This is a genomic window from Xanthocytophaga agilis (assembly GCF_030068605.1).
In the GTDB taxonomy this organism is placed as follows: domain Bacteria; phylum Bacteroidota; class Bacteroidia; order Cytophagales; family 172606-1; genus Xanthocytophaga; species Xanthocytophaga agilis.
This window is the reverse complement of the sequence record NZ_JASJOU010000008.1, coordinates 18427-44203: the sequence shown is the minus strand read 5'-3', so window position 1 is coordinate 44203 and position 25777 is coordinate 18427. Positions and strand designations below refer to the sequence as shown.

The 25777-nt window shown below is 36.2% G+C and carries 26 protein-coding genes; 16 read left to right on the top strand and 10 right to left on the bottom strand.

What is annotated here, in order from left to right; translation table 11 throughout:
* Window positions 1-54: 54 nt before the first annotated feature.
* The 3 genes from QNI22_RS21705 to QNI22_RS21695 all read left to right on the top strand — a co-directional run bounded on the left by QNI22_RS21705 (window position 55) and on the right by QNI22_RS21695 (window position 2629).
* Window positions 55-660 carry a gluconate 2-dehydrogenase subunit 3 family protein gene (locus QNI22_RS21705; protein WP_314513937.1) on the top strand — a complete coding sequence of 202 codons (606 nt, stop codon included), beginning with the start codon at window positions 55-57 and terminating at the stop codon, window positions 658-660.
* 354 nt (window positions 661-1014) lie between these two features.
* Window positions 1015-1968: a DUF3078 domain-containing protein gene (locus QNI22_RS21700; RefSeq protein ID WP_314513936.1), complete on the top strand. Its 954-nt coding sequence runs from the start codon at window positions 1015-1017 to the stop codon at window positions 1966-1968.
* Between the two features lie 154 nt (window positions 1969-2122).
* Window positions 2123-2629 (top strand): hypothetical protein, encoded by a 507-nt coding sequence (locus QNI22_RS21695; protein WP_314513935.1) that lies wholly within the window; start codon window positions 2123-2125, stop codon window positions 2627-2629.
* A 9-nt stretch (window positions 2630-2638) separates the two neighbouring features.
* Here QNI22_RS21695 and QNI22_RS21690 read toward each other — a convergent pair whose 3' ends face one another.
* Entirely contained in the window at window positions 2639-2995 is a 357-nt protein-coding gene (locus tag QNI22_RS21690; protein WP_314513934.1) for a hypothetical protein, read from the bottom strand.
* 231 nt (window positions 2996-3226) lie between these two features.
* On the opposite strand from QNI22_RS21690, the gene QNI22_RS21685 reads away from it, so the two are divergent.
* Window positions 3227-3610 (top strand): DUF3592 domain-containing protein, encoded by a 384-nt coding sequence (locus QNI22_RS21685; RefSeq protein ID WP_314513932.1) that lies wholly within the window; start codon window positions 3227-3229, stop codon window positions 3608-3610.
* A 374-nt stretch (window positions 3611-3984) separates the two neighbouring features.
* Here QNI22_RS21685 and QNI22_RS21680 read toward each other — a convergent pair whose 3' ends face one another.
* The 4 genes from QNI22_RS21680 to QNI22_RS21665 form a co-directional block, all read right to left on the bottom strand.
* On the bottom strand, window positions 3985-4824 hold the full coding sequence (locus tag QNI22_RS21680; RefSeq protein WP_314513930.1) for a hypothetical protein: 840 nt from the start codon (window positions 4822-4824) through the stop codon (window positions 3985-3987).
* Between the two features lie 187 nt (window positions 4825-5011).
* The gene (locus QNI22_RS21675; RefSeq protein WP_314513929.1) at window positions 5012-5425 is read right to left on the bottom strand and encodes a hypothetical protein; all 414 of its coding nucleotides are present in this window, start codon (window positions 5423-5425) and stop codon (window positions 5012-5014) included.
* A gap of 382 nt (window positions 5426-5807) precedes the next feature.
* Entirely contained in the window at window positions 5808-6779 is a 972-nt protein-coding gene (locus QNI22_RS21670) for a quinone oxidoreductase family protein (RefSeq protein ID WP_314513928.1), read from the bottom strand.
* Window positions 6780-6943: 164 nt separating this feature from the next.
* Complete coding sequence (locus QNI22_RS21665) at window positions 6944-7522, bottom strand: Crp/Fnr family transcriptional regulator (protein ID WP_314513927.1); 579 nt, start codon at window positions 7520-7522, stop codon at window positions 6944-6946.
* A gap of 222 nt (window positions 7523-7744) precedes the next feature.
* On the opposite strand from QNI22_RS21665, the gene QNI22_RS21660 reads away from it, so the two are divergent.
* Window positions 7745-8416: a type 1 glutamine amidotransferase domain-containing protein gene (locus tag QNI22_RS21660; protein WP_314513925.1), complete on the top strand. Its 672-nt coding sequence runs from the start codon at window positions 7745-7747 to the stop codon at window positions 8414-8416.
* 134 nt (window positions 8417-8550) lie between these two features.
* Here the strand turns inward: QNI22_RS21660 and QNI22_RS21655 are convergent, their stop codons facing one another.
* Window positions 8551-9102, bottom strand: a complete 552-nt coding sequence (locus QNI22_RS21655; protein ID WP_314513922.1) for a peroxiredoxin family protein — start codon at window positions 9100-9102, stop codon at window positions 8551-8553.
* Between the two features lie 392 nt (window positions 9103-9494).
* Between QNI22_RS21655 and QNI22_RS21650 the strand changes: the two genes are divergently transcribed.
* Window positions 9495-10076 carry a DUF308 domain-containing protein gene (locus QNI22_RS21650; protein ID WP_314513920.1) on the top strand — a complete coding sequence of 194 codons (582 nt, stop codon included), beginning with the start codon at window positions 9495-9497 and terminating at the stop codon, window positions 10074-10076.
* 106 nt (window positions 10077-10182) lie between these two features.
* On the opposite strand, the gene QNI22_RS21645 is transcribed toward QNI22_RS21650, so the two are convergent.
* Window positions 10183-10770 carry a Crp/Fnr family transcriptional regulator gene (locus QNI22_RS21645; RefSeq protein WP_314513918.1) on the bottom strand — a complete coding sequence of 196 codons (588 nt, stop codon included), beginning with the start codon at window positions 10768-10770 and terminating at the stop codon, window positions 10183-10185.
* Between the two features lie 432 nt (window positions 10771-11202).
* On the opposite strand from QNI22_RS21645, the gene QNI22_RS21640 reads away from it, so the two are divergent.
* Together QNI22_RS21640 and QNI22_RS21635 are read left to right on the top strand one after the other, a co-directional pair.
* Complete coding sequence (locus QNI22_RS21640) at window positions 11203-11622, top strand: hypothetical protein (protein WP_314513916.1); 420 nt, start codon at window positions 11203-11205, stop codon at window positions 11620-11622.
* Between the two features lie 151 nt (window positions 11623-11773).
* Window positions 11774-12235: a hypothetical protein gene (locus QNI22_RS21635; protein ID WP_314513914.1), complete on the top strand. Its 462-nt coding sequence runs from the start codon at window positions 11774-11776 to the stop codon at window positions 12233-12235.
* A 630-nt stretch (window positions 12236-12865) separates the two neighbouring features.
* Here QNI22_RS21635 and QNI22_RS21630 read toward each other — a convergent pair.
* Complete coding sequence (locus QNI22_RS21630) at window positions 12866-13387, bottom strand: hypothetical protein (protein ID WP_314513913.1); 522 nt, start codon at window positions 13385-13387, stop codon at window positions 12866-12868.
* A 96-nt stretch (window positions 13388-13483) separates the two neighbouring features.
* Here QNI22_RS21630 and QNI22_RS21625 point away from each other — a divergent pair, with 96 nt between their 5' ends.
* Window positions 13484-14062: a Crp/Fnr family transcriptional regulator gene (locus QNI22_RS21625; protein ID WP_314513912.1), complete on the top strand. Its 579-nt coding sequence runs from the start codon at window positions 13484-13486 to the stop codon at window positions 14060-14062.
* A 74-nt stretch (window positions 14063-14136) separates the two neighbouring features.
* Window positions 14137-15027 carry an SDR family oxidoreductase gene (locus QNI22_RS21620; RefSeq protein WP_314513911.1) on the top strand — a complete coding sequence of 297 codons (891 nt, stop codon included), beginning with the start codon at window positions 14137-14139 and terminating at the stop codon, window positions 15025-15027.
* 174 nt (window positions 15028-15201) lie between these two features.
* Here the strand turns inward: QNI22_RS21620 and QNI22_RS21615 are convergent, their stop codons facing one another.
* Entirely contained in the window at window positions 15202-15363 is a 162-nt protein-coding gene (locus tag QNI22_RS21615) for a hypothetical protein (protein ID WP_314513909.1), read from the bottom strand.
* A 1548-nt stretch (window positions 15364-16911) separates the two neighbouring features.
* Between QNI22_RS21615 and QNI22_RS21610 the strand changes: the two genes are divergently transcribed.
* Complete coding sequence (locus tag QNI22_RS21610; protein ID WP_314513908.1) at window positions 16912-17148, top strand: hypothetical protein; 237 nt, start codon at window positions 16912-16914, stop codon at window positions 17146-17148.
* An 877-nt stretch (window positions 17149-18025) separates the two neighbouring features.
* On the opposite strand, the gene QNI22_RS21605 is transcribed toward QNI22_RS21610, so the two are convergent.
* Window positions 18026-18265: a hypothetical protein gene (locus QNI22_RS21605; RefSeq protein WP_314513906.1), complete on the bottom strand. Its 240-nt coding sequence runs from the start codon at window positions 18263-18265 to the stop codon at window positions 18026-18028.
* Window positions 18266-18416: 151 nt separating this feature from the next.
* On the opposite strand from QNI22_RS21605, the gene QNI22_RS21600 reads away from it, so the two are divergent.
* The 5 genes from QNI22_RS21600 (at window position 18417) to QNI22_RS21580 (ending at window position 25564) form a co-directional block, all read left to right on the top strand.
* Window positions 18417-18911: a mycothiol transferase gene (locus QNI22_RS21600; RefSeq protein ID WP_314513904.1), complete on the top strand. Its 495-nt coding sequence runs from the start codon at window positions 18417-18419 to the stop codon at window positions 18909-18911.
* Between the two features lie 129 nt (window positions 18912-19040).
* A complete protein-coding gene (locus QNI22_RS21595; protein ID WP_314513902.1) occupies window positions 19041-20045 on the top strand; it encodes a 2OG-Fe(II) oxygenase in 1005 nt (334 codons plus the stop codon).
* Between the two features lie 86 nt (window positions 20046-20131).
* Window positions 20132-21940, top strand: a complete 1809-nt coding sequence (locus QNI22_RS21590) for a carbamoyltransferase N-terminal domain-containing protein (protein ID WP_314513900.1) — start codon at window positions 20132-20134, stop codon at window positions 21938-21940.
* 56 nt (window positions 21941-21996) lie between these two features.
* Window positions 21997-24234, top strand: a complete 2238-nt coding sequence (locus tag QNI22_RS21585) for a peptidase domain-containing ABC transporter (protein WP_314513898.1) — start codon at window positions 21997-21999, stop codon at window positions 24232-24234.
* A 34-nt stretch (window positions 24235-24268) separates the two neighbouring features.
* Window positions 24269-25564, top strand: a complete 1296-nt coding sequence (locus tag QNI22_RS21580; RefSeq protein ID WP_314513897.1) for an HlyD family secretion protein — start codon at window positions 24269-24271, stop codon at window positions 25562-25564.
* The last annotated feature ends 213 nt before the right edge of the window (window positions 25565-25777 follow it).

Here is a 25777-nt window from a genome sequence, read left to right as displayed (position 1 = left end):
TGACTAAAGTACCATTGTCTGGATATGATCAAAACCGATAGCATTAATTAAGATATGAAACGTAGAGAGTCACTTAAAGCTTTAACGCTGAGTTCACTTGCTGGTCTTACTGTTACAGCACCCGTAGACACCAAGCCACCGCAGACACCTGTAACTATTCCAGGTGGACGTACCAAAAAGGAAGCGATCCGGGACGCAAAGCTGATGTCTGAAAAGTATTTCACAGATACGGAATTACAAACTATTCGCATCTTGTGTGATATTATTATTCCTGCTGATGCACGCTCGGGAAGTGCGTCACAAGCTAAGGTGCCTGAGTTTATTGAATTTATGGCAAAAGATATTCCTTCGCTCCAGACTCCTCTGACAGGAGGATTACAATGGATTAATCAGCAGTCCAATAAACGGTTTGGAAAAGCATTTGCTCTGTGTACTGCTGCTCAACGCATTGAGATAGTAGATGATATAGCTTATCCGGAACAGGCTAAACCCGAAATGAGCCAGGGGGTTGCCTTCTTTAACCTAATGCGTAATCTGACTGCTGCGGGATTCTTTAGCAGCCAGATGGGAATTAAGGATATCGGATATATGGGAAATACACCCAATCAATGGGATGGAGTTCCTGAAGATGTACTTAAACAATATGGATTGAGCTATTAGATCCAAAAAGATAAATTCTTGTCTTAATACCCTGTAGAATAACATCTCTACAGGGTATTATTTTTTATAAGTGAATACATTCGTATATTTTAAAAATCCTATATCTGTAGTGCTTCTTCTACGATTTTTTCAAGCTGAAAGAAACACACAACTGTCTGGAATATACTGTAAATGTCTATAGAGTCCTATAAATCAGAGTTCTATCTTTAAATACATTGTATTGGATCTTTTATATACTAATGTATATTTGTCGCCAGGTATAAAAACTTTTTCCTTTGTAAGAAGTTAGTATTTGAAATGTGCTATTTCAATACTTTCGTTTACCACTTATTTCAATTCTAAATCGTAGGCAGCATGACTAAAAAACAACTATTAACTGTTCTGTTTTTATCAATAACCTTTGTGGGGTATGCACAAACAGATACACTTCGGACAGATACCACATACTGGCAAAAATCCTTTAATGGTGGAATCAATTTTAATCAGGCATCTTTTAGCTCTAACTGGGCTGGGGGTGGTGTAAACTCTATTTCTCTGGGAGGTTTGATTAATGGGCGTGCTTTGTATCAAAAAGAAAAATGGTCATGGGACAATGTAGCAGATCTGCAACTCGGTTTCGTGAAACAACAGAATATTGGAGTAAGAAAAGCTGCTGATCAGCTTTATCTGAATTCGGTGGCAGGGTATAAGATTGCCAATCATCTCGACCTGTTTATGTCTGGTACATTTAACTCTTTCTTTGCTGCCGGCTATAAATATGGAGAGCGTGATAGTAATAATGATGGTACAAAAGATAGTGACTTGTTTGTATCCAGATTTTTCTCACCTGCCTTCCTGACATTTGCTTGGGGGTTGGCCTATAAGCCTGTCGATTGGTTTTCTCTGCGTGTCTCACCATTTGCTCCCCGTTTTACGTTTGTAACAGATGATGCAGTCCGATATCGGGAGACGGTCGCTGGTTCGGGTGTCTTTGTACAAGATCCTACTGCTGTAGCTTATGGTGTTGCTGCGGGTAAGACTGTACGTACTGAATGGCTGGCGTTTCAACTTCAGTCAGAATTAAATAAGGACATTGCTCCTAATGTAAACCTGAAAGTTCGTTACCAGATGTTTTTGAACTATGAGACATTCGATCCGGATCACAGACTGGATATCTCTTTAACCGCAAAGATCAACCGATTCTTTAGCTCTACATTCGGCTTAACCAGTATCTATGATTCTGATATCAGTGGAGATATACAAGTACAACAAGTATTGGGTATTGGGTTTTTATACAACGTCACTACTTTTAAGGAAACAAAGAAATAGATAGACGATATACTAGCCATTTAGATAATAGCCTCATTACAGTATTGTAGAGGCTATTGTTATTTAATACTATACCCATAAATAGGAGAGTGAAGGTGTAATTTAGTATACTTATGGTTATTCCCTATGGTAGACAAATCGCTTATTGGTTCAAATGAAGAAGCACTATCCAAAACATTTATTCAGATCCGTTATTTACGATATAGAGGCATATACTAGCCGAAAGTGGCTAGTTAAAGAAATTGTTGAAAATCAGTATCCAACCACTTTCCACCATGCAGTTCTGGAATCACAGATAAGACCTAAAAGACAAAGGATAGTTGTTTCCAATGTATATGCTCCTATATTCGGAATAGTTGATGCTGATTTACTAGAGAATAACGGATTCTTTAAGGCCGGTTTTGTCCGGGAACCAGAAATTGAACAAGCCCTTACTCTATCTCTGACATCTCATCATACTGAATACAACATATTGACCCCTGAGGTTTTAAACTTGTCCTTTGCTAGTGAAGCAGAATTAGAGTATAAACTCAAACAGATTGGAGTTGAGCGGAAAGAGATTGAGTTAACATTAAGTACAATAAGATGTAACCAATTTGATTACCGGCTTTTTCATGGAGAGAATATTGGGTATGAGCTTTTTAATCATTGGGATGATTGAGAGATAACCTTATGCGTTTTCAGAAAGCTCTCTCATTAATGCAATGATTTTGTCATTGGAATCATAGTTTTTTTCGTGGCTACTTTGGCTATCTTCTTTGTACATGTACAGATGGATCTGCTGATCTTCAGAAAATATCTCCTTACGGATAATTTTAATCCGTACAATAGGAAGGAGTTGAAATAATTTTTCAACCATACGCATACGTTTTTCCTGCTCTATAAATGGAAGGTCTGAGGGAACCTGTATACCAAAGTTACCCATATATAACTCTATAACTTCTCCTACAGCGGGGACATTTTCCCAATTAGGCAATATAAAATCGAATGAATAGCCGGTTACTAGTCTTATTAAAGTGATAGTCATTTATCTATATACAAACAATCTGCATCTGTTTTGGAATGCAGTAATGGGGTAAGCGCTGTATTCTTTTGGCTGCAAAGCTTGTAAAGTTGTGTCTTTGAGAAATGCGAATAAATACCTGTTTTTGTAATTAAGTATTTACCGCAAGTAGGTATTTACCACATCTAAAAGAAATAAGATGTTGGCAAAAGTTACCTATTGATCTAACTGGACATAAAAAGAATAAAGCTGTCTATGTATTTATTCTTTTTCTTTCTTGGACTGGGATTTTTTAGTGTTGGTATATTGACACTTAATGAACTCAGTGAAGCTATAAAGTCGGGCTACCATGCAAAAGGTAAGATAATCGATATAAAAAAGAAATGGGGCGGACGACATATGGATGTTTTTGCTGTAATTGAATTTATTGATCAGAACCAACAGATTCAACAAGCCACGCTTCGAGCTGGTGGTTTTAGTGTTTATGTTAAAGGAGAGTCTGTTACGATTAGTTATTACAAAGGCAATATTTACGAAGTGGATAGTGCAGAGTACTTAGTCTGCTGGCTTTGGATTATTGTTGGAGGTTGTTGTTGGGGAGGTACTCTTATTTTTGTGGTGCTATCCTGGTTTATGTAGCCTTTTCTGGAACATTGTAAAAAATCCTGGTTTTTATAAAGCATACTATTAGTATACAAAAGATGTACTCTAATCAACAATATATTATATCCGCTTTAGGAATTTGTTTACCTGTAGTTCTGTGGTATATGTTTATGTCTATTGGTATTCAGTTTGAACAAGGAGAAATTTTGTTATTTTTCTATAGTCTTTTTCTTGTTGGGCCTATATTGTTAACTATAGGTTCCATTGCTTTTGTCCAAGCTATAAAGTATAAAAAGAGTAAATTGATAGGTATAAGCATTGTTCTGGCAGGTATTTTCTGGCTTAGTTATGTGATTTCTATTGTTGATGAATTATCATAAATGTGCTTTTTTCTATAAGCTTACTCTATCTTATTCTTTCCAGTATTCTATTTTTCGGGTGTAAAATCGTTCTGATTTTTTCTTCTTTTTTCCATTCTTATCTATTGTCACTATATATTCTTTCTTTTCCAGCCAATTATTTTGCTGATCATACTTGTATTCATATAACTTGTAACTATTTCTGGAAATACTTTCCCAAAGCAGATCCCCTTGTTGGTTAAACTTCTTATTCGGATTTTTAAATTTATAGTCCTCCAATGGATTTAAAACAAGTGTATCTTTTTCTACTTTCTTTCCATCTACAGATAAATGAGTTAAGATATATTGATTTTGATTATACAGATATCTTGCACTGTTAGGCCCTTTAGATAAGCTGTCTTTACTATCAAAAAAAGCTAAATCTATAGGATGTCCTCTTTCATTGACTTTAAGAATAGTTTTACTGATTTTCCTTCCCAGTGTATCAGGGCTATAGTGGGTAACTCCTATATGAAAGCCATGCTGATCGTAGTGATAGACATACAGAGACAGATTATGGCCTAAGAATGGGTCCCATCTCTCAGATGCGTGAAAAAGCTTCAAACCTGTTAAGCTATCAATGGTATATTTGTGGTTATAGAAGAACTTGGTCTTTTCCAGACTTTCTTCTGAAATCACCAGATTATTCTTATTCAAAAACTGAATATATTCTGTGACAGCAACAGGTTTACTCCCTCCAAAGTAGGCATGCTCGTGTACTTCTATCTTTTTTGCCTTGCTATATCGAATATCTGCCTTCTGATTCAGCGTAATAGAAAGAGGAATGTTTTGTGCTATGGTATTTACTTGTAGTATAAAGTAGAGTAGGATTATGAAGATGCTTTTATCCATTAGTTGATCTAAATGTATGTTGGAGCAATAAAACCATCATACTATTAATGTTATTTCCTGTTGAAAGGAAACAAAAATGAATAACTACTTCTCTCACTCACAAAGATTAATAACACAGTTCATATGGAAAATGTAGGGCACGAGACTGTATATTCTTATTTTAATGAACAGGTGCCTTATAAAAGCATTAATCAAAAGGTAGTAATTCCGGAGTCAGATACTTTTCTTTTGCCAGGTGTGAGTTAAAAATGTCAGTTGTATAATGAAATGCCATTAGCTCTCTGAAATTGTATTTCAGTCTTGGATTTTCCGTAATGAAGTCCCTAAAATTATCTGTCTTTGATTTAATCATGAAGTGATACACGGCTTTTATGGCAGCTATCGTCACTGTTTCGTTATACTTATCTGTTGCACCCAAATGGTCAACAAACTGTTGTAATTGACAACGGATATTGTCAATGGCTGCATCTGCACCATACTTATGAATATGTATCCAGGCAAGTCGCAAATGAGCTTCGTGAGTGAAGAGGTGTGGGTCAAGCAAGTAGGCGTGGAATTGTTCTTCAAATTCGTTGTCAGTTAATACAAAGTGCGGTTCCATTTGGTTTGTGGTTAAGGTTGCTATGAATATACAACTTTTAAAAAAGACAGATCAATACTATCAACATAATAAATTTAAAAAACTTTTCTTGTCCTGAAAGGACCTTCCTGCCTTTCTGGACTCACCTTTTTGTCCTCCTGAAAGGAACCCGTGACAAGACCGGCGGCCTTTCCGATTGGAGTGTATTTTTTCACTCAGAAACCAAACGCCACTCTATTTGTCACAAGATTCTTTCAGAAGGACAGAGAGGGGAGATCCTTTCAGGAGGACAGGAATGCTGAAGCAATTCTTTAAAAAACAAGAAACTTTTGTATTGAAAGCTTTGAGGTTCTTTCCATTTCTAGAGAATGATATTTTATAGTCTGCCTTTATATCTCTACCTTTATATCTCTACCACTAATCTAGTCCCACTTGATATATCTGTATCCCATACTTGTTCAATTTCTTTGAGAGGAATACTCATCGTGTCTACTTTTAATTTATTATCAGCTGCCAATTGAAACATTTCGGGAATGATTTCGGTGAGCAGAAGCTGCATTTCTTCTTTTGTCCAGCTACCCAAGCCTGAACCTGATAATTGCAAATTAACACTTCTGAGAATTTGTGAAGATAGTTGAATGGTATCACCTGTCATAGAGCCAACAGAAACAAAGCGGGTTCTGTGTGTAAATGCACCTGTACCTTTTAAAGTTTCCAAAATAAGCTCTGCTGTACGACCCCATAAATAGTCTACTACGATATCTATGGGTGTCTGCTGGTGAATCTTCTTGAGCTGTTTCACAAAGGTTTCATCAAGGGTAGTTAACAGATATTCATCAGCACCGAGTGCTTGCAGGGCTTGTAAGGCTGATTCGTTTCTGCCTGTTACAATAATTTTTCCAGCACCATATAATTTCGCAATCTGAATGGCTAGTTTGCCTGTAAATCCTGTAGCTCCATTGATTAAAATGGTTTCTCCGCCATTCATTCTGGCACTGAATCGTAATGCCATAGCCGAGCCTGCAACCGCATTTGGCAGGGCTGCCGCAGTAGCATTATCAATGCCGTCCGGCAACTTTATCATTCTGTTTTTTTCTACTACTGCTTTTTCTGCCAGCATTCCGGTGACACCCAATGCATACACTCTCGTTCCGTCTGCCAACAATCCTACTCCATCACCTCCGGGTATGATTGCCTGGCTTTTTTCGCTTTCTGTAGAATAGTGTTTGCCGCTTGCCTTTGCTTTGTCCAGATTCTTAATTGCTGCGGCTTTTACCGAAATAATAGCTTGTTCATCACTGGTTGTGATTGGTTCTGAAAAATTTTCTGTGTATTGTGGTATACCACTTTGGGAAAATATTACTGCTGCTTTCATTGTTGATTAGCTTTGAATTGTTATACTAAATGTAATTGTAGCATTCACAGACAAAGGAGAGAATAATCTCATGTTAAAGATTCTGAGAGATATTTTATCTCCTTTGTTCTGAAATACAATACAAAGCTAGATGTTCCACTACCCGCAGACGATAACATTTGTTATTAAATTCCGTCTTTTGCCAGTTTGCTTTTGATACGGCTCAGGTGAACCGTGCTAATGCCCAGATAAGAAGCGATATAATGTTGAGGAATACGCTGAACGATCTGAGGCCTTTCGTTAAGGAGGTTAAGATATCGTTGTTGAGGTGTGTCTTTGATCGAGGATACGAACTGTCGTATATAGTCATATGTCCGGTCAAATATGGCATCAATAAACAGATCCCGCAATACGGGTGTTTCTTTTATCTCCTCAATCAATCTGTCCATATCTTTTTTATATATCCACCAGATCGTACTTGGTTCGATAGTTTCCATGGTTACAAGGCTGGGAATGTTTTTTCTGAAACTCTCAATAGAGCCAACCATATTGTTTTCAAAGAAAAATTGTGTAGTGATATCCTTTCCTTTGTTGTTAAACCATACACGAATACAACCTGTTTCGATAAGAAACATCTTTTTGGATATTTCGCCTTCGTTTAGAAGGGTAGTTTTGGCAGGAACCTTCATGTGTCTGAAACAACCAACAAAGTCGTCCCATTTTTTCTCTTCAAGCGAAAACTTTTTTCGAACCTGTTCAAACATATATTTCTGAGTTATTGAAGTTGCTTACATAAGTGAGTGATGCCAAATTTAGGTTTTTCCTCTAGTATATGCAGTGTTTACAATGTCATACACTGAAAAGTGTGATTCAAATCACTCATTCTTAGTGATTTGAATCCTCCTCCAAGTGCTTTCGCACTCCTACCTTTGTCTTATTGAAAGTCGCTCAATTAATTCATTTCCAAACCATTAAAAGTTAAAATCATGAAAAAGAGAATTCTTATTATCGTTTCTAACGCCAATGCTATTGGCCCTCATAACAGAAGAACAGGTACCTTTTTACCTGAAGTAGCACACCCTTATGCTGAATTTGACAAAGCAGGATATCAGATAGATTTTGCCAGTTTAACAGGAGATACTCCTTATCTGGATGCACTGAATCTGGCAGATGATCCTGATAATCTAGCATTTTTAACCGGTAAAGGCTGGGCTTCCATGCAAAAAGCTGTTAAGCTTTCAGATGTAGATGTGAGTAAATACGATGCCGTATTTGTACCGGGAGGGCTAGCCCCAATGGTCGATATGCCGGAAAATGCACTACTGAAAAAAGTAATTGCAGAAACCTATGAACGGAATGCAGTTGTGGGAGCCGTTTGTCATGGTCCGGTATCGTTGCTGAATGTAAAACTGAGTGATGGTTCTTATTTAGTCAATGGCAAAAACATCGCATCATTCACAACTGAAGAAGAAGATAACTATGCCAGACCTGATGTGCCATTCGATCTGCAAACGGCTCTTACCAACCAAGGTGCTATCTTTCATGCTGCGTCTCCCTGGTCTGCCAACAGTATTGCGGATGGCCATATTGTAACAGGTCAGAACCCTGCTTCAGCCAAAGGGGTAGGGGAAAAAATAGTTGCCATTTTAGAGTCCTGATAAAACTAATATCATAAACCGAATCAGCTAATAAGAGTTGCATCCAGATTGTAGATATTCTGTAAAGACAAAGACGCTTCTTAGTAGTTGGACTACTGAGAAGCGTCTTTGTAATTTTTTGTACTGGCTACAAACTACTTTTGGTTGGCAAAGGCCGAAACCGCATCCAATGGAATATTGTCTCCCAGATCCTGTCCATAGTGAATGTGACGAATGATTGCTTTTTCATCCAGTAAAAAAGCAGCTGGTAAGGCAGCCTGATTAACTCCATCTTCTTTTTCCGTACTGGCTAACTTCAAAGCTTGTGACGCCTGGAGATCTTCCATGCGGCTGGGAATGGCAAATACTTTCTCTATCTTATCAGCAGTTATCTCTGCGCCGTATTGTGTATAGATTTTTCGTTTCGGATCGGAAATGATAGTTAGCTTCTGATCTGTCAGGAAGCTGCTTTTGAGAATGGCCTCCGCCTGTGATTCAAAGAATACTAATACTTCCAACCCTTTTTCCTGTAACTGAGGATAGATTTTATTGAGTCGGAAAAGCTGGTAGCTACAAAACGGACAGGCAGCGTTTCGCTGAAACGCCAGCAATAGCTTGCGTCCCTGAAAGTCTTTTAAACTAATTTGTTTTCCGTATACGTCTGTGGTAGAAAATTCTGGAGCAGTTTGCCCAAGGGATAGTTTCATATGTTTGTCTAATGGAGTGAATCACTAAGAATGCATCGTACCCACAAATGTATCTTCATCACTTTACTCTGTAAAAGAAAAGAAGGTAATTCCAGTACTCATGTACTATTTCAGATCAGACAAACGGAAGCACTTGAATTATTATAGTAAGGACGTTTTAGGAGTCCACAAAATGCTCCCAATGTAAGAGAGAGCTTTTTTCTTTGTTTGAATAGGCCCATGATGGTATCAAAATCCCATATATCTTTACTATCAGTTCCAGACTATCAACAAATATACTACGGGTACTTATAAGAAGTTGTCTTTCCTATTGTCCATTTTAACTTAAGTGAAAAACGGACTGAATAATACTGTCGAACTTTAGCCTATCAAAATACTTAAAATTTAAAGTTATGACATCTACCACATATTCAAGTTCAACAAAGGAAGCACAACCCATTGAAACAGCAAGAGCATTACGCAAACTCTATTTCATCCGCACAATATTTTCAGTAATCTGGGTGATACTTGTTAGCCTTTTCGCCAAAACATCAGTAGAAATAGCCAGTATTCTACTGATCATTTATCCGGCCTGGGACTTGATCGGGACTTTTATGGATATTCGTGCTAATCAAAGCAGCTCATCAAAAAAGATGTTATATATTAATGCTGGCATTAGTGCGGTAACTACAGTAGCGGTAGGTCTGGCATTACAAAAAGGTATTCCTGAAACCATACAGGTTTTTGGTGTTTGGGCAATTGTTACAGGATTAATCCAACTGGTTTTAGGTTTACGACGCAGAAAAGTAGTGGGTGGACAATGGCCCATGATTATCAGTGGCGGGCAATCTATGCTTGCGGGGGTCTCTTTTATCCTTCTGGCACATGATCCGAAAACGGGTATTGCTAATCTTGCCGGTTACTCTGCATTTGGTGCATTTTACTATCTCCTTTCAGCTATCCGTTTGTCAAGGTCAATTAATCAGATGCGTTAAATAAGCGAATTTTTAGGTTGATTCCAAGTTAGAATGACGCTGCTGGTGCTTCCGTTTAAGGTGAAACCAGCAGCTTTTATTAAGGTAAGCCTTAAACTATTGTGTTTCAACGTTTAATACGCTTCCTGATCCTGCTCAGCGAAGGGTTTGTAATGCCTAAAAAAGAAGAAATATGATAGGCTGGAATACGTTCAACAATATTGGGATGTTCTTTTAACAATCTAAGGTATCGTTCTTCATGCGAAAAAAACATAAATTCTTCTGTACGGGTTTGTGCATAGGAAAAGAACAATTCAGCTAATAGCCTGCCAAATTTTCCCCAGCTGGGATTGGTTTCATAAAGACTGTTGAGATCCTTATAGGAAATAAAGACAATTTCAGAATCTTCCATTGCTTCTATAAAATACCAGCAGGGATTTTGTGATATAAAGCTTCTAAAAGAAACCACGAACTGATTTTCCGAAAAAAAGAAAAGGTTTTTGTCTTCTTCTGTCTTCGGGTCGTGATAGTAAATCCGGAAGATTCCCTTTACGACCAAACCGAGGTCATTACAAACCATACTCTGCATGTTAAAGAAATCACCCTTGTTGATTTTTCGAGCTTTCCAGAACGGCAGACTTTCACTTATATCTTTATCAGTAAGTGCAGCAAAGTTTTTCAGATGCTGTGCTATGATTTCGTTTTTATCAGTCATTGGTTCTATAGATCAAGTGAGTTAGTACATATCCATGTCTGATACATAAATAGCAGACAAAACACTGTAAATTTCGGTAACTGCTCAGGACAATAATTTTAACTTAAGTTAAAATGGATCTGATTTTACAAAAATATTTTGAAGAAACATCTCCAAGTTGAGTGGTTGAAGATTGGGGTGCGTTTCCAGACAGTGGTACAGGTTACTTTCAGATCAATCTTACTATTAACGGCAAGAACAAATACTTCTTTTAATGAATACTTCTGATTTTACCTTTGTTGTTTATATCTGAACCAATAGTAGAATTTACCTCAGTTAATAGCTCTATGGAATTAGAATGGAGAATTAGTAAATATAATCCTATTTACAGGAATGAAAATGGCGCATACACAAAAGATGAATGGACTTCGTTTAGTGATATAGGGAGAATATATGAGGAATCTGTTTTTACAAAAGAAGAATACTTTAGAGACAGAAGGGCGATACATTAAAGTAATCACAGAGATCTTGCGTTTATGTAATACCCAACAGGTTGTCGTGATAGCTTGTGAGAAGTTTACAACAGTACAAACAAAAGCCCTTATTTATAAGAAAATGTTAGAGAATGATCCTGCGTTGATCACTATATTTGAAAACTTTGAATTGGATAAGGTATATAGTATGGATGAGATGAAAAATATATTAATCCTTAATTTAAGGGAATGTGTGTGGTCCAGATTACTTAGCGATAATGGGATCTGCGAAATTGGGTTTGGATATGATTATTATGCCTATGTCGGTTTCTCTACATTTGATTTACCTTTAAAACAAATCAACGAAAGTATTTTTAAGAATGGATTGTTCATTGGATAATTCATCTTCACACAAATCCAACTACATTAGACATTCAATAGGTTTGGATGAAGGTAGTAAAAATCATATAAAGAATATTATTATACTGGCTGATTAATGTGCTCTTGATACAGAAAAAACATTATCATTTTATATGTTCCGTTAATCTGGTATGGCTAAAATAACATTACTGGGAATACAACATACGCAGAATAGAATGGAAAGAATAAAATTTCTTTCGATAGAAACAGGTCTTTCTTTAACAGAAAGTAGAGATATATTTGACAGATTGGATGTATTTAAGATTAATGAATGTTTCCTTGTAAATAATGAGATAGAGGTTGACTTTATAGGAGCGAAAGATGACGTTGCTGATAAATTAGATAAACAAGGATTTGTATACAAACTGGATGCTTCCTTCTTGTCTGTGGATGAACCAAAAGTAATAGCTTTTATGGAAGAGCATATAATACCTTACCTTGAAGATTACATCTTGTCTGGTGGCCTGCTTTATAATAAACGTTCTGACTCTGTATGGCTTATAGAGAACGCAGCAGAAGTAGAGTTTATGGTAAAGTATCTTCTTGCAAAAGGTATAAGGGTAGAAGACGAGACTACCAAATTGACTAGATAAATCTAGATTTACAGAAAGAATTGTCTAGGTTAGGCAAAATTGCTGGATATCTAAGTACATATGTTTAATTAAAAAACAGGTAGCTATACTAATACAAGTATGATGTTATGGTATGGCATTCTTAAAAATTTTACAGTATACCAATTTACTCTTTTGCCTGCTTCTTTTTGCCACATTGTTCATCTCTGTAGATGGAGAGTTTGGAGTTTATGTAGTTTACTTTGTGCAGTTTCTTCTGACATTGTATTACTTACTTATTTTCCTGGTGATTAAATCTATCCTTTTATACAAAAAATCCATCTCCAAGGTTTATTTGCTGTTATTGACGGTGCTAACGCTAATCCCGATTATCTTTTTTGTGATTAGAACAAGCTGATAAATGGTATTCACTTGTAGTCTCAGAATGAACGCAATCGTAATTTTTTTTTCAATTGGTGTTGCTTTCCTGGAAGAATACCATCTTTGTCCTTCTGAAAAAGTCTCTTACCAAATAGGGTAGCGATTACATTCTAAGAGAATCCTACAAGCAAGGTTGTGAGCTTTGTTACAAGGCCACAGGGAAGACAAGAATAACATTCGTCTTTAAAAGATAGAAAAACGCAGTTTGGAATGCTTAGTAATTCTCCTCTACTACAGTTCCTGGAAGCCTCCATTTCTGAATCGGTACACTTTGCCTTTTTTATTCGAACTACCATAGTATTCTACTATTTCATAAACGCCATCCTTGTTGCGGTCTTCTAACATAGCTCTTTGGAATATGTCTCTTGTTACATACCATGTATAATCGTCTGTCCATATAATAAATAGACTTTGTGCACCATAAGTAGAACCCTTATTAAAAGATTTGATTACAAACTCTTTTTCTTTTGTTGTATTGTCCAGTTGTACAGCCGTAATGAGAGTAGGTTTTCTGATTACATCAGAGAACATGACAGCTTGAGAGCCATACACATTTCTGTGTTTGTCATAGGCTGTAATAAACAAATTGTATAGTGAATCCTGTTTAATATAAACATAAATCTGCTCATTCTTTGAAACAGTAATGGTATGCCATTCATCTATTCTATGTATAGTGGATTTATGGGTATGATCATTTTCAGGATTGCCACCTACCAAAAAGCAGAAGGGTAGCAGGTAGAGTAAAATTTTCAAGAGAGGATTTATTTAAGTTATTTAGTGTTTATTGTCTATAATCGCTTCTTTATAAAATTACGATTGTTTTCTGAATTTATTTCATTGCTGTCTGTGATGTTATCCGAATTTAAAAAATATCTTAGCGAGTATTTGGGATTGCCTGATGAAGAGATACAGTCTATTCTGAGTAGTGCTATACCCAGAAAACTGCGTCGCAATGAGTTGTTGCTTCAGGCTGGGGACGTTTGCCGTCATAAGGTGTTTATTGTCAGTGGTATATTGCGTACATATAGTATCGGGGTCAATGGCAATGAACATATAGTGCAATTTTCATCTGAGAAGGAATGGACACTAGATATTGAAAGCTATGATCTGGAAATACCTTCTATTGTAAATATAGCAGCTGTAGAGCCTACCGAGGCGGTTCTTTGGAAGAAGAATGATTTCAATGCATTGCTGGCTAGCCTTCCACTATTAAAAAAGTATTCGGAACAATTGATTTCCAGGAAAATATACGAAAATAGGCAACGTTTACTAACTGCGATAAGTGCTACTCCCGAAGAGAAGTACGATGATTTTATCCGCAACAATCCTCACCTCATTGCCCGTCTGCCTTTGCATATGATAGCCGCCTATCTGGGCATTTCCCTCAAAACACTCACGAGAATACGTCACGCACAATTGTATCGATAAGCAAAGTATGGTCAAATGACCACGTTTTTCGGATAGGGTTTATTTTACTTTGCAGCACCTTAAACTATACTATTATGCATGTATTTGTTACAGGAGCTTCAGGTTTTGTAGGCTCCGCTGTTGTAAATGAATTATTGTCCGCAGGGCATACTGTACTGGGACTGGTACGTTCTGAAATTGCTTTCCAAAAGCTACAGGATATGGGTGCCGAAGTTCAATTGGGTGATGTGAATGATCTGGAAACGATTAAAAAATGCGCCATTCGCTGTGATGCAGTTATTCACACAGCGTTTAACCACGATTTTTCGAAATTTAAAGCTAACTGTGAGGCTGACCGCCTTGTCATCGAAGCATTAGGTGATGCTTTAGCAGGCACCGAAAAACCACTGGTGGTAACCTCAGGAATAGGACTGCTTCGATACGATCGTCTTCTAACTGAAGATGATAAGCCTGCAGTGAGTTCGGAAGTGTTACCAAGGGTTGCCACTGAAGAGGCTTCTGCTGTTGCTGCTGCCAAAGGTGTAAATGTATATATCGTACGTTTGCCTCCTACAGTGCATGGTCATGGCGATCACGGCTTTATCTCTATCCTGATCGGCATGGCGAAAACAAATGGTCGATCTGCCTTTATAGGTGATGGACAAAATCGATGGCCTGCTGTGCATCGGCTGGATGCTGCAAAGGTATACCGCCTGATTGTAGAAAAGCAGCCTAAACAGAAAGTATTCCATGCAGTGGCAGAAGAAGGTATTACCTTTAAAGACATTGCCGAGAGAATTGGCAAGGGTATACAACTACCGACAGAAGGTCTGGAAGGAGCAGATGCTGAAAAACATTTTAGCTGGTTTTTACACTTTGCCTCTATAAATTGTGCCTCATCAAGTCAAAAGACGTATACAATTCTGGACTGGAAGCCTACACAAGTTGGGCTGCTGGAAGATATACAAATAGCCTACATTGTTTAAAAAGATACAAACCTTCCTGATCGTTTCTGGTGGCATAAAGAAAACACGATTGCAGAGTTAACAGTCATACTCACGATTATCAAAGAAGTTTTTCCGGACTATCAGGTTGTTTTTGAGAAAGCCATCCAATAGTATTCGACCTTTCTATAGGAAACCGACATCCACACAGTACTGTCAACTTAGGAAATTTACTATCGAGGCTCTGTCATACGCATTCTCACGGCTATGGGTTAGGGTAATCTTCTTGAATTCCAGATCGCTTTTCAGGTCTGTAAGCTCTTCAAGAACTTTGCCACAGTCGGCTTTGGTTGTCAGTAAGGGTAACGGCAATGCCATAGTTGGGTTTGTGGAAAGTTATCGTAATAGACTAGTGAACACGGGAACGGTAGGGTAGAGGGGTTTTTAGTTGCACTACTATCAAAGATCCAGAATCGCTTGCAGACAGGGAAGTAAGTCCCTTTTCTAACCGATTTTCTGATACAAAGATTGGTATTATCCAGATACCAGTCCAACTGTAGTTGCGATTGTCGTAACTACAGTTATGGTTGGTTTTCAGCGGTTTGTGTGGTTTTGCGTCTGATGCCAGAAGAACGAATGGGTTCGCCTTCTCCAGTGATCAACCAGTTCAGATCTGTGTGAAAAGTAATATCTAAAGACTATAGAAAAAAGCGGGAGGGAAGTGAGCGCTCCTTTTCCTGCAAGGGCAGATTGCCTTGTGTCGTTTTGGTATGTTGAGCTAACTACCATTAAGGGATTTACAGGATTTCTACTCATAAATGATAAATACGTTAGCCGATATGTGTAAACTCCTCGTGTTAAAATGGTTAGTAACGCTTGGTATGTTAATTTGATCTGTATACCAGTTGGCGAAAAGCACAACTGGAATTACAGTTACTCAGAGAAACAACTATAACTCCAGTTGTATAAAAAGCTAACCGGAATTACGGTTGTCCTCCTGTTTAACATGCACATAGGTTAGGAATGAAAAAGAGCCAAAACAGCAACTGGAGTTAAGGTTGTTTTCCGAGATAATCTGTATACAGGTTGTTATGACTATTCTCATTAACAGAAAGCTGTTTAAGAATTTTTTGTTCATTTTGGCAAGTTTAGCTCTTTCCATTTAACACCCCTCTCTTAAAAAGTTCTAGGCTCTGTTTGTTAAAGTATTCTCTCTGCAGAGTAAAAGTGAGAAATCAGTTTTCCTTAACAATAGTAAATGCTTGAGGTTTTCAGAATAGTTATTATCAGATATAAAATAGAGAGAATATCAATTGTAGTCTATAATTCTATATCACATAGTCCTAAGTTCTTTGTCATATGGAGAAAATTAGACAATTTTGTGCTTTGGTTACAGTTAGTCAAATAATTAATTGAGGATTAGTTAGTGCCTTTATGAGAATAATAGCAAGAATGCTAGGAGATATTGGCAAAATATAAAAATAATTCAGAAAAGTACAATCTTATGAGTGGCATTGCAGAGTTGTACTTTTTTTATTTATGGCCTATTTTTTTTGTATCTAGAAATTTGTACATTGACTACAGCGTAAGTGAATTTTTTCCAAAAAAAATCCCACATGCAAAGCTGGCGGGATTTTTCATACACCTGAATTTCAATTAAAAAGGATAACACCTTTTTTGTTTATACAAACTTAAATAAGTTTTATATAAAAAGCATTGCATTTCTGTACTGCTATTACAGATGTTGGTTTTGATAAAATAGTATATGTATAAACTTCAGGTAGCGAGTAGTTGGAGTAGTAATCTATATAAATACAATGATGCTTTCTTTTTTCTTTTGAAGGCAGAAAGGGGTAAAATAGGAACTAACTAAAAGTATAAAACAGAATATCTTATCACCGGAGAAAAATTAATTCAAGTCTGAAAATGGCTACACTTAATCAAATACTTACAGGATTAACCATAATTGCAAAATATGATGCAGAAGAAATGGATACGCATATTTTTGAAACAGAACATGACCAGATCTGGGCTGGTGCACCAGGAGGTAAATCCATAACAGATATAACTCCTGAAGACAAAGAAACGATGCGTTATATGGGTTGGTTTATTGCCAATGAAGACGGCCCTATAGATACATTTGTGTGGTCACATTTTACATAGATCTATCATTTTGTGTGTCAAATATACCCTAGCTTTACCTTTTCTGCTACCTACACACCTTCGACTTTATTTTCTATACTGATGTAGGATGTTTGCAATTATTGATTTAGGTAGAGGTCTTAGTATGAGGTTTTTACAAAAATAATAATTTCCTTACACCTACTTGTAAATAGAATTGCATATATGCAAATTGCATCGCTGTAGAGTTAATACTTTAGTGTTATACTCAGATATTACTAACAACAAAGCCCTTCTTCTGGAAGGGCTTTTGTGTTTTCTATAAACAGGTATCTTATCTGGATTAGAGAAAAAAGAGTCTTATCTCCACCACTATATATACTAAGCATTTCTTCTTATTAACTAGGCTTGTGTTTACTGCTACGTCCTATGTAGCTGCTCAATAAGCCCATAGCGAAGAATATAGCAGCGATAACAGGCAGAGAGAACATTTCTATAACTTCCATGATCGAGAGAGGTTTTTAAGGGATGTAATAAATATTGTTGGATTGGTACAGATAGATTCTGCTGGAATAGAATAGGTAAGTAATAAGTTAACTACTTTAAGACTAACATAGTCAAACTATCGACGAACGATTGTTTATAGAGGTTTAAATGATCTGTAGCAAAACAAGAGGGTAAAAATATGATATTGTATAATGTAAGGTATTATAGAATTTCTAATCTGCTTGTTACAAATAGGTTTGATTTATGAGCTATTTTCTGGAGATACTAGCACCATGGAAAGCTTTCTGGTGAAATTTTAATTGGAATATAAGGATCTCCCAATGTTATAGTCAGTTACATTCTATAAAAAACCACATCAGCTTCATAAAAAGCTGATGTGGTTGTAATACTAAGTTAACTAGTCTTCTATTTATTAAGCAGACCAAGGTGATGGTGTCGGTGTAGGCGTTGTAGGTGTCGGTGTAGGCGTGGGTGCAGGTGCGGGTTGGCACTGAACGCCGATAGTAGTTACACTTGCACCCCAACATCCTGAGGTATTTCCCCAGCATCTGGAGGTTAAACCTGCCGAATCTGACTGGCCTCCTTTTACAGAAGACAATTCGCTTTCTGATAAAATGTTCAGAGAAAGCTCTGAGAGAGAACGTTTTTTCATAGATATGTTGTTAAAATGGTGTTTTTAAAATTAAATATAATGAAAATATAAACAAAGTATTTTTAATATATTTTGCAATTTTCATTATATTTAAATACCTTTAGTAATGGATAAAGAAAACGTTACGTATACTATTACTAAATTTAATATAATGCCACCAGATGGGTGTTATACACCATGCATTGGCAATCTTGTCTCATTATTAAGGTATTCTAGGTATTCAACATTAACCTGTATTCATGCATTAACACAATATGAACTGGACTTCTATATAGACTCAAAGGCTAACTCTATTGGTATACTACTCAGACATATAGCAGCATTAGAAACCTTATTTCAATGTGTAGTATTTGAAGTTCGGGATCTTACTCCTAATGAAAAAGAATTCTGGAAAGGATCATTAAGTGGAGAGTTGTATCTAAGACTCGTTAATGGACATGAATTAAATTACTACATCAATATATTAGAGCAAACTCGCAATAAAACCTATGAAAGTTTAAAATATAAGGATGACCAATGGCTGTTTTCTGAAACACGTTATCCATTTGGTAGCCCGGTAAACAACTATTATTGTTTGTTTCATATTATGGAAGATGAGTTAAATCATTTAGGGCAAATAAAGATGATAAAAGAGAGAATTATGTAGTTATATAAATATGATGTTTTATAAGCGTTTGGGAACAGGATCTTTTTATTGAGATAAATTCGGATACATCATATAAGGAGGATAAGAAACAAGTTATTTTAATATATCAAATTTAATCTGACTGCTAAGATGAATACTATCCTGCCCGACTTTGTTTACTTTGATGAAACAATTAATTCTGCAATTACTCTAATAGAATTATTAAAAGTTAATGTCACACGATTTACAATTAGAAATGCACTCTACTCAAACCCGAATTTTCCTAATATTTCGTTAAGTGATTTAGTAACAGTATTAAATGAATGGCATATTCAAGGTCTTGGTTGTAAGCTGGATTCTGCTACTTTGCAGCAAGTACCTCTACCTATCATTGCTTATCTAAAGGAAGATAACATCGCAACCTTTGTTGTAGTGACCTTTGTTACTTCTGACAAAGTGAAGTATATCCATCCGTCATTGGGCCACTGTTGTGAGTCGGTAAGTTTGTTTGAAGCAAAGTGGTCAGGAGTCGTTTTAGTGCCAGACTTTGACAATACTGCAGGAGAGGAATTTTTTAAGAAGAACAAGCAAGCTGAACAAAAAGCCAAACGTGATTATAAAAAATCCCTGCACATTATTGATGATTTCCTTACAAACGCAGAAAGTGAATATATTATAGAGACTAGTCAGAAAAATGATCTATTTAACCGGAGTAAGTTAGGAAAAGAGGGCAAGGAAATTTCTATGCACAGAACCAGCTACAGTGCTTATATAGAAAGTCGAAATGATCCAGTTTTTTGTCATATTTATCAAAAAGCATCAGAACTGATAAAAAAAGATCTCAGCTATTTTGAATCTTTACAATGTGTAAGATATCACCCTAAACAGGAATTTAAATATCACTTTGACTCTAATAAAGATATTAGACGCACTCACACTTTTTTGATCTATCTGAATGAAACCTTTGAAGGTGGCGAAACCAGCTTTCCCGAATTAGGAATCAGAATAACCCCTAAAACAGGCCGCTGTGTAGTATTCCAGAATATGGATGAGTATGAAAATATTATACCTTACTCTGCACATGCTGGTCTTCCTGTTAAAACGGGAGTCAAATACGCTTGCAACTTATGGGTAAATAATTCTCCGTTCCAATGATCGTATCCTATTATGGATATCGATAGAGGGCTGAACAAAAAGAGGTGATATAAAATTACAAACTAACTGCCTAAACCATTACTCATATGCGTATCTGTGGTCTTAAACTAACTCATGATAGTTCAATTGCTTTAATTGAAAACAACGAACTTAAATTTTGTATTGAACTTGAAAAAGTTAATAACAACAATCGGTTTAAAATAATTGAAGATCTTTCATTCATTGAAAACATACTTAATGAAAATGGCTACAGAGTAGAAGATATAGATCAGTATGTAGTAGATGGATGGGTAGGCGAAGAGTTGGCTCAGATTCAGACAAAAAATTTGTCTCTACCTTTTAAGCTGCCCGTTGCTCCCTATCAGCAGACCAGTATACATAGCGTTTCTCATCGGTATAGTTTTACAGGGCTGCCTATCGGTAACAAGATATTTTCGTATACGAGCTATTCACATGTAGCAGGCCATATTTTTAGTTGTTATTGTACCAGTCCGTTTGCTGCTGACAGAGAAGATTCATACGTTTTGGTATGGGATGGAGGTATGTTTCCCAAGCTCTATTTTATTTCAGGGGCTAATTGGGAAATAACCTATATAGATGAGCTTTTTCAATTGGGAGTAAATATTTATTCTATCTTCTCGCAGCATTTTGGCCCATTCAAGATTAATGAAAATGTAATTAAAGATGAATTATCTGTTGCTGGAAAGGTAATGGCATTCTCCGCATTTGGTAAGCAGAATTCAACCCTTATCAAGCTTTTTCATAATATTTATCAATCAGCCAGTGAGGAGGAACTCAAAAACGTTTCCCTATATCCTTATCATTTCACTACTCGTTTCAGAGAGGAACTGTCAAAACACTATTTTTATGATGAGGATATATTGGCTTCTTTTCATGGATTTTTGCAAGAGATGCTCATTGATAATTTATCTAGGATTCTGATGAAAACCAGTCAGGCTTCTAAAAACCTATGTTATTCTGGTGGTGCTGCGCTAAATATAAAATGGAATAATGCTTTACGATCTGCAAACTTTTTTGACAAGATATGGATATGCCCATTTCCAAACGATTCAGGTAGTGCCATTGGTACTGCCTGTAGCGAATGGCTATATACAAAAAAATATTCTGACCGTTTGAGTTGGCATACACCTAAACTTGATTGGGATGTATATAAAGGGCCAAAATTATTAGTTAATAAGCCTTATGAAGGATGGGAGAAAAAAAACTGTACACTTGAACAACTAGCCCACTTGCTACATGATACAGGCGAACCTGTCATCTTTCTACAGTCCAGAGCGGAGCTGGGCCCAAGAGCTTTAGGTAATCGCAGCATTCTCTGTAGTGCCTCATCTATATTTATAAAAGATATATTGAATCAAATAAAATACAGGGAATCTTACAGGCCTATAGCTCCGGTTTGTCTGGAAGATAAAGCCAGTACCATTTTTAGGCCTGGTGGAAGTGACCCTTTTATGCTATTTGAACATCATGTTAGCGAAGAGTGGCAACTGCGAATACCTTCTATCTGCCATACAGATCAAACTGCTCGTCTTCAGACTGTTAACTGGCAGGATAATGAGACGTTGTACAGCTTATTGACTCATTATTATAAATTAACAGGTATCCCTGTACTTTGTAACACAAGTGCTAATTTTAAGGGAAGTGGCTTTTTTCCTGACATAAATAGTGCTACACGTTGGGGAAAAGTAAATTATGTATGGGCTGAAGGGATTTTGTACGAGAAATTGGTAAAGAATGTCTTCATGAATATACACCCTTCAGATATACAGCCTGCTAATCTTATATATGAATCTAATCCAGTAATAGAGGAATCGGTTTCTAATAAAACCCATGTAATCTGTGGTCCTACTGTTGATACAGTGGATGTGCAATAGAGTTAGTGTTATATACAAACAAATAATGAGTACAAGGTTATTTAATAAGAGATCAGATGGCATTTCCTTTCTATAAGCAATATGATTACATGGATTGTGGCCCTACATGTCTGCAGATGATTGCAAAATACTATGGCAAAAGCTACAAACTTCAGTCCTTAAGAGAAATTTCCAATTTGGGTAGAGAGGGAGTGTCTTTACTAAATATCAGCAAAGCAGCAGAGAAATTAGGTTTCAGAACAACAGGAGCAAGGATTGAGTATGATAGTTTGGTAAAAGAGGCTACATTACCATGTATTGTACACTGGAGGCAAAACCACTTTGTTATAGTTTATAAAGTCACTAACAAAATAAAAGATAAGTTTTTTCTACCCTCAAAGAAACGATCTGGTGAACTGTTATATGTCGCCGATCCAGAAAGGGGATTACTTACCTATACAAAGGATGAATTTCTAGTAGAATGGTTAAATAATTCATATAATGAAAGAAAGGAAGGTATTATTCTACTTTTAGAACCCACACCTGTTTTTTTTGACAATGTGGATGAACCCCAACCAATCGGAAGTGCCCTGATTTTTGATCATATCCTGAAATATTTACTTGCTTATAAACGGTTATTGTTCCAGCTTTTTTTAGGAATTTTATCTGGAAGTATTCTACAATTGATTTTTCCTTTCTTAACACAATCAATCATTGATGTCGGTCTTAATACACAGAATCTTAATTTTATATATCTGGTTTTAGCTGCTCAACTGACGTTGCTTACAGGAAGAACAGTTGTAGACTTTGTCCGAAGCTGGATTCTGCTTCATATCAGTAGTAGAGTCAATATCTCTTTGCTTTCGGATTTTTTAGCCAAACTTATGCGGCTTTCGCTGTCTTACTTTGATGTAAAAATGTTTGGAGATACAATTCAGCGAATCGGCGATCATCAGCGTGTAGAGTCATTTCTGACAGGAACAGCTCTGACTACTCTCTTTTCATTTATTAATCTTATCTTATTTAGCTTTGCTTTAGCTTATTATAATTGGCTGATTTTTGTAGTCTTTTGTGTTGGGAGCCTTTTATATGGGTTTTGGATTACTATTTTCTTCAAACAACGCAGAAATCTGGATACAAGAAGATTTGATATTGGTTCGCAAAATCAAAGCCTTTTGATTCAGATGATTGCGGGTATGCAGGAAATTAAGCTAGCAAATGCTGAGTTACAAAAACGGTGGGAATGGGAACGGGTTCAGGCTAAAACATTTTACTTAAATGTGAAGAGTTTAACTCTATCTCAATATCAGAGTATGGGTGGATTTTTGATTAATGAATGCAAAAATATTATCATCACTTTTCTTTCGGCCAAATTGGTACTAGATGGGCAACTTACATTGGGAGGAATGCTTGCTATTCAATATATGACTGGAATGCTTAATTCACCAGTTTATTTGCTAATTCAATTCTTCCAAAATCTGCAGGACGCTAAAATTAGTCTTGAACGAATGAATGAGATACATACCTTACCTGATGAGGAACCTATATCTGCTAACCTGATAAATTTCTTACCCCAAGGCAGAACTGTTACCTTGAAAGACATCTGTTTTACCTATGAAGGGACAGATAGGTTGGTTCTTCAGAATATAAACCTAACGATTGAAGAAGGAAAGAAGACTGCAATCGTAGGTATGAGCGGGAGTGGAAAGACAACTTTGTTAAAATTACTTTTAAAGTTTTATAATCCTGAGAAAGGTTCTATTCATGTAAGTAATACTAACTTAAAAAGGCTCAGTCCTAGTTTATGGCGAAGTAAATGTGGAGTAGTTATGCAGGATGGATATATTTTTTCAGATACTATCGCTCGCAACATTGCTGTAGGGGAAGAAAATATTGATTTTGAACGTTTGTTGGAGGCTATACAAAAAGCAAATTTGCAAGAATTTGTTGAAAGTCTGGCAATGTCATATAATACTAAAATTGGAACTGAAGGGGTGGGGCTGAGCCAAGGACAACGGCAACGTGTATTAATTGCACGGGCTATTTACAAAGATCCTGACTTTATTTTTTTTGATGAAGCGACGAATGCTCTCGATGCTACCAATGAAAAGATTATTACACAAAACCTTGAAGGTTTCTTTTCCGGTAAAACTGTCATTGTAGTGGCCCATCGATTAAGTACAGTAAAAAATGCAGATAAGATAGTTGTCTTAAATCAGGGTTTTTTAGTTGAAGAAGGTACCCACAATGAACTTATTAAAGCAAAAGGGAAATATTATGAACTGATAAAGAACCAACTTGAACTAGACGATTGATTGTTTCATCCTATGGATTCTTAAGTTAGTAAATATGACACCCTATCCACAGCAGAACTCTCAAATTCATAGTTATGAAATTGAAGAGATTGTAAGCAAAGTACCTGGCATAATTGTTCGATCAGGTAATAGTATTTTTTTTATATTATTACTGGTCATTCTCCTGTTGTCTGTAGTTATAAAGTATCCAGACATTGTTATAGTACCCTTTCAACTTACATCTGCTAATGCTGCTAAACCAGTAACTGCCAAAAATAACAACAGATTGGTAAAATTGCTGGTTAATGAAAATGATAAGGTTCACAAAGGAGATATTTTGGCTTTTCTAGAAAGTACTGCCGAACATACTTTAATACTTGAATTAGATAAAAAATTGGATTCTTTGTATACCATTATTATCTCTGCTAATCCGGATCAGCTAGCCAGACTTGAAGAGATAAATTTTAAAAATCTGGGAGAGATCCAGTCTGAGTTTAAACTATTTAATCAGGCATATAATCAATACCTTTCTCTATTTTCCAATCGATACTATGAGAAAAAAAGACTCTTTTTAAAGACGGATCTTCAGTTTCTTACGAGAACACAACAGAATCTGCAAGATCAGGTAGTACTTCTTGAGAAAGATTCAGAGCTAGCACAGACTGAGTTCATGGTTCAGAAAAAACTTGCATCAGAAAAAGTTATTACCCACCTGGAACTTAACAGAGAAGAAAGTAAGTACTTAGCTAAAAGAGTTCCTCTCTTGCAACTACAAACTCAACTGATTGATAACAATGTAAAACAAGCCAGTATATATAAGGAGCTACTTGAGTTGGATAAAGTAATTGCTGAACATAAAACCAATATTATTCAATCTATTGAAATTTTAAAAAGCAAGATTACTATTTGGAAAAGCCAATATATAATACAGGCTCCTATGGATGGAGTAATTTTAGTATCTGACTGGCTTCAGCAGGATCAAATGGTTAAGGAAGGTCAGGAATTGTTTTATATTGGAAATTCCACTTCTGGAGAGTTGGGAATGGTTAAGATTCCTCAGAGTAATTTTGGAAAAGTAAAAAAAGGCCAGAAAGTGCTTATAAAGTTTGAAGCTTATCCATTTCAGGAATTTGGTTTAGTAGAGGGGGAAGTTGATTTTATCTCTCAGATTCCTTCAAGTGACAATACATTTTTTGCCAGAGTTCGTTTACCTAAAGGGTTATTTACATCTTATCATAAAACACTGGTTTTTAAACAAGGGATGACTGCCTCTGCTGAAATTATAACTCGTGATAAGCGCCTTATAGAGAAATTTATTGTTGGACTTGAACAAATGTTTCATACTCCATAATGGTTTCTTTAATCCCCGATAGTAACAATGGGATTTATAAAAAAGACATTACTACCACAATTTGAATTGTTCTGATACTTATAATTACAATCAGGCAATCACATCTTAAACGCTTTATGAGAAAGTCTGGAAAACATGTTGTATTACATGATTAAATTACAAACAGATCTCATAAGAATTATCTGCACGAACAAGATAAGTATTTCCTCAGTT

Excerpts from the sequence above, each read along its gene's own strand:
- QNI22_RS21705 (WP_314513937.1), top strand. The coding sequence starts at position 55 with ATGAAACGTAGAGAGTCACTTAAAGCTTTAACGCTGAGTTCACTTGCT.
- QNI22_RS21700 (WP_314513936.1), top strand. The coding sequence starts at position 1,015 with ATGACTAAAAAACAACTATTAACTGTTCTGTTTTTATCAATAACCTTT.
- QNI22_RS21695 (WP_314513935.1), top strand. The coding sequence starts at position 2,123 with ATGAAGAAGCACTATCCAAAACATTTATTCAGATCCGTTATTTACGAT.
- QNI22_RS21690 (WP_314513934.1), bottom strand. The coding sequence starts at position 2,995 with ATGACTATCACTTTAATAAGACTAGTAACCGGCTATTCATTCGATTTT.
- QNI22_RS21685 (WP_314513932.1), top strand. The coding sequence starts at position 3,227 with ATGTATTTATTCTTTTTCTTTCTTGGACTGGGATTTTTTAGTGTTGGT.
- QNI22_RS21680 (WP_314513930.1), bottom strand. The coding sequence starts at position 4,824 with ATGGATAAAAGCATCTTCATAATCCTACTCTACTTTATACTACAAGTA.
- QNI22_RS21675 (WP_314513929.1), bottom strand. The coding sequence starts at position 5,425 with ATGGAACCGCACTTTGTATTAACTGACAACGAATTTGAAGAACAATTC.
- QNI22_RS21670 (WP_314513928.1), bottom strand. The coding sequence starts at position 6,779 with ATGAAAGCAGCAGTAATATTTTCCCAAAGTGGTATACCACAATACACA.
- QNI22_RS21665 (WP_314513927.1), bottom strand. The coding sequence starts at position 7,522 with ATGTTTGAACAGGTTCGAAAAAAGTTTTCGCTTGAAGAGAAAAAATGG.
- QNI22_RS21660 (WP_314513925.1), top strand. The coding sequence starts at position 7,745 with ATGAAAAAGAGAATTCTTATTATCGTTTCTAACGCCAATGCTATTGGC.
- QNI22_RS21655 (WP_314513922.1), bottom strand. The coding sequence starts at position 9,102 with ATGAAACTATCCCTTGGGCAAACTGCTCCAGAATTTTCTACCACAGAC.
- QNI22_RS21650 (WP_314513920.1), top strand. The coding sequence starts at position 9,495 with ATGACATCTACCACATATTCAAGTTCAACAAAGGAAGCACAACCCATT.
- QNI22_RS21645 (WP_314513918.1), bottom strand. The coding sequence starts at position 10,770 with ATGACTGATAAAAACGAAATCATAGCACAGCATCTGAAAAACTTTGCT.
- QNI22_RS21640 (WP_314513916.1), top strand. The coding sequence starts at position 11,203 with ATGAGGAATCTGTTTTTACAAAAGAAGAATACTTTAGAGACAGAAGGG.
- QNI22_RS21635 (WP_314513914.1), top strand. The coding sequence starts at position 11,774 with ATGGCTAAAATAACATTACTGGGAATACAACATACGCAGAATAGAATG.
- QNI22_RS21625 (WP_314513912.1), top strand. The coding sequence starts at position 13,484 with ATGTTATCCGAATTTAAAAAATATCTTAGCGAGTATTTGGGATTGCCT.
- QNI22_RS21620 (WP_314513911.1), top strand. The coding sequence starts at position 14,137 with ATGCATGTATTTGTTACAGGAGCTTCAGGTTTTGTAGGCTCCGCTGTT.
- QNI22_RS21615 (WP_314513909.1), bottom strand. The coding sequence starts at position 15,363 with ATGGCATTGCCGTTACCCTTACTGACAACCAAAGCCGACTGTGGCAAA.
- QNI22_RS21610 (WP_314513908.1), top strand. The coding sequence starts at position 16,912 with ATGGCTACACTTAATCAAATACTTACAGGATTAACCATAATTGCAAAA.
- QNI22_RS21605 (WP_314513906.1), bottom strand. The coding sequence starts at position 18,265 with ATGAAAAAACGTTCTCTCTCAGAGCTTTCTCTGAACATTTTATCAGAA.
- QNI22_RS21600 (WP_314513904.1), top strand. The coding sequence starts at position 18,417 with ATGCCACCAGATGGGTGTTATACACCATGCATTGGCAATCTTGTCTCA.
- QNI22_RS21595 (WP_314513902.1), top strand. The coding sequence starts at position 19,041 with ATGAATACTATCCTGCCCGACTTTGTTTACTTTGATGAAACAATTAAT.
- QNI22_RS21590 (WP_314513900.1), top strand. The coding sequence starts at position 20,132 with ATGCGTATCTGTGGTCTTAAACTAACTCATGATAGTTCAATTGCTTTA.
- QNI22_RS21585 (WP_314513898.1), top strand. The coding sequence starts at position 21,997 with ATGGCATTTCCTTTCTATAAGCAATATGATTACATGGATTGTGGCCCT.
- QNI22_RS21580 (WP_314513897.1), top strand. The coding sequence starts at position 24,269 with ATGACACCCTATCCACAGCAGAACTCTCAAATTCATAGTTATGAAATT.